Source organism: Gammaproteobacteria bacterium (genome assembly GCA_013817245.1).
In the GTDB taxonomy this organism is placed as follows: domain Bacteria; phylum Pseudomonadota; class Gammaproteobacteria; order HTCC5015; family HTCC5015; genus JACDDA01.
In genome coordinates, this window is record JACDDA010000016.1 from 1 (window position 1) to 2,305 (window position 2,305).

Genomic DNA, 2,305 nt, shown 5'->3' on the forward strand with positions numbered 1-2,305 from the left:
CCTCTTCCCATTCCGAACAGAGCAGTTAAGCCCACCAGCGCAGATGGTACTGGGGTTAAACCCGGGAGAGTATGTCGTTGCCAATTTTTTATTAAAGCCCCAGCTTTTGTTGGGGCTTTTTTATAAAAATTGCAACATTATAGATCCACTCACCTTTGAAGCTGAATTTCTTTCAATTAATTTAAAAAAAGGCTAAAAATAAATTGCAGGATTAAAAACATTGATTATCTTTGCAGCCCGAAAAGAAACGTTGGCATTGAAAAAGCGATTTGCAAGCGAGTAAATTGAAGGTTTAAAAAAGAAACTAAACATTTTTTTTAAATAATATTAGGAAAGTTCGCAAAAGTAAATTATCTTTGCGGCCCTTAAAATAAACGGAGGATATTTTTGTTTATATTTAAGGCAGATAAAAAAGTATTAAAAAGGCTTAACAAATGAGTTAAGTTTTATAGAAATAAAGAATAAAAGTTCTTTGACTTATTGAAGATAAATTAAGAAATAGCAAGGTAATATTTATGTTTGCAAAAACATGAGTAGCAACAATTCCCGAGACACAAAGTTCAATTAAATTTGAACATAAAAACAAACTTTACAATGGAGAGTTTGATCCTGGCTCAGGATGAACGCTAGCGGCAGGCTTAATACATGCAAGTCGAACGGTAACAGTCTCTAGCAATAGAGAGCTGACGAGTGGCGCACGGGTGCGTAACACGTATGCAACCTACCTTCAACTGGAGAATAGCTCCGAGAAATCGGGATTAATACTCCATAATTTTATGATAAGGCATCTTATTATAATTAAAGTTCCGGCGGTTGAAGATGGGCATGCGCGACATTAGCTAGTTGGTGAGGTAACTGCTCACCAAGGCTACGATGTCTAGGGGGTTTGAGAGGATGATCCCCCACACTGGTACTGAGATACGGACCAGACTCCTACGGGAGGCAGCAGTAAGGAATATTGGTCAATGGACGCAAGTCTGAACCAGCCATGCCGCGTGCAGGATGAAGGCCCTATGGGTCGTAAACTGCTTTTATACGGGAAAAAACCCCTCTACGTGTAGAGGGCTGATGGTACCGTAAGAATAAGGATCGGCTAACTCCGTGCCAGCAGCCGCGGTAATACGGAGGATCCAAGCGTTATCCGGATTTATTGGGTTTAAAGGGTGCGTAGGCGGAATAGTAAGTCAGTGGTGAAAGCCTACAGCTTAACTGTAGAATTGCCATTGATACTGCTAATCTTGAGTATAGATGAAGTGGGCGGAATGTGTCATGTAGCGGTGAAATGCTTAGATATGACACAGAACACCGATTGCGAAGGCAGCTCACTAAACTATAACTGACGCTGAGGCACGAAAGCGTGGGGATCAAACAGGATTAGATACCCTGGTAGTCCACGCCGTAAACGATGATTACTCGATGTTGGCGATATACAGTCAGCGTCTAAGCGAAAGTGATAAGTAATCCACCTGGGGAGTACGACCGCAAGGTTGAAACTCAAAGGAATTGACGGGGGCCCGCACAAGCGGAGGAGCATGTGGTTTAATTCGATGATACGCGAGGAACCTTACCTGGGCTTGAAAGTTAGTGACCGCACCGGAAACGGTGCTTCCCGCAAGGGCACGAAACTAGGTGCTGCATGGCTGTCGTCAGCTCGTGCCGTGAGGTGTTGGGTTAAGTCCCGCAACGAGCGCAACCCCTATCATTAGTTGCTAACAGGTTAAGCTGAGGACTCTAGTGAAACTGCCCGCGTAAGCGGTGAGGAAGGTGGGGATGACGTCAAGTCAGCACGGCCCTTACGTCCAGGGCTACACACGTGCTACAATGGTGAGTACAAAGGGCAGCTACTTGGTAACAAGATGCTAATCTCTAAAGCTCATCTCAGTTCGGATTGAGGTCTGCAACTCGACCTCATGAAGCTGGATTCGCTAGTAATCGCGTATCAGCAATGACGCGGTGAATACGTTCCCGGGCCTTGTACACACCGCCCGTCAAGCCATGGGAGTTGGGGGTACCTGAAGTCGATAACCGCAAGGAGTCGCCTAGGGTAAAACCGATGACTGGGGCTAAGTCGTAACAAGGTAGCCGTACCGGAAGGTGCGGCTGGAACACCTCCTTTCTGGAGTGAATTGAAGCGCCGGTTTAGGCCGGAGTTACTCTGCTATTTCTTTTTCTTCAATATTTATAAAATTACAATGAAGTTCCCAAAACGAGCTCAGTAAATGTACTAATCATTTGGGCAAAGGTTAAACTATGTTTAGTCCCGTAGCTCAGCCTGGTTAGAGCACTACACTGATAATGTAGGGGT

Annotated in this window: 2 rRNA genes; both read left to right on the forward strand. The window is 44.7% G+C overall.

The window, feature by feature from the left end:
• Positions 1 to 86, forward strand: a 5S ribosomal RNA gene (rrf, locus tag H0W44_10710); the annotation flags it as partial.
• A 505-nt stretch (positions 87 to 591) separates the two neighbouring features.
• Positions 592 to 2,118, forward strand: a 16S ribosomal RNA gene (locus tag H0W44_10715).
• Positions 2,119 to 2,305: the final 187 nt, after the last annotated feature.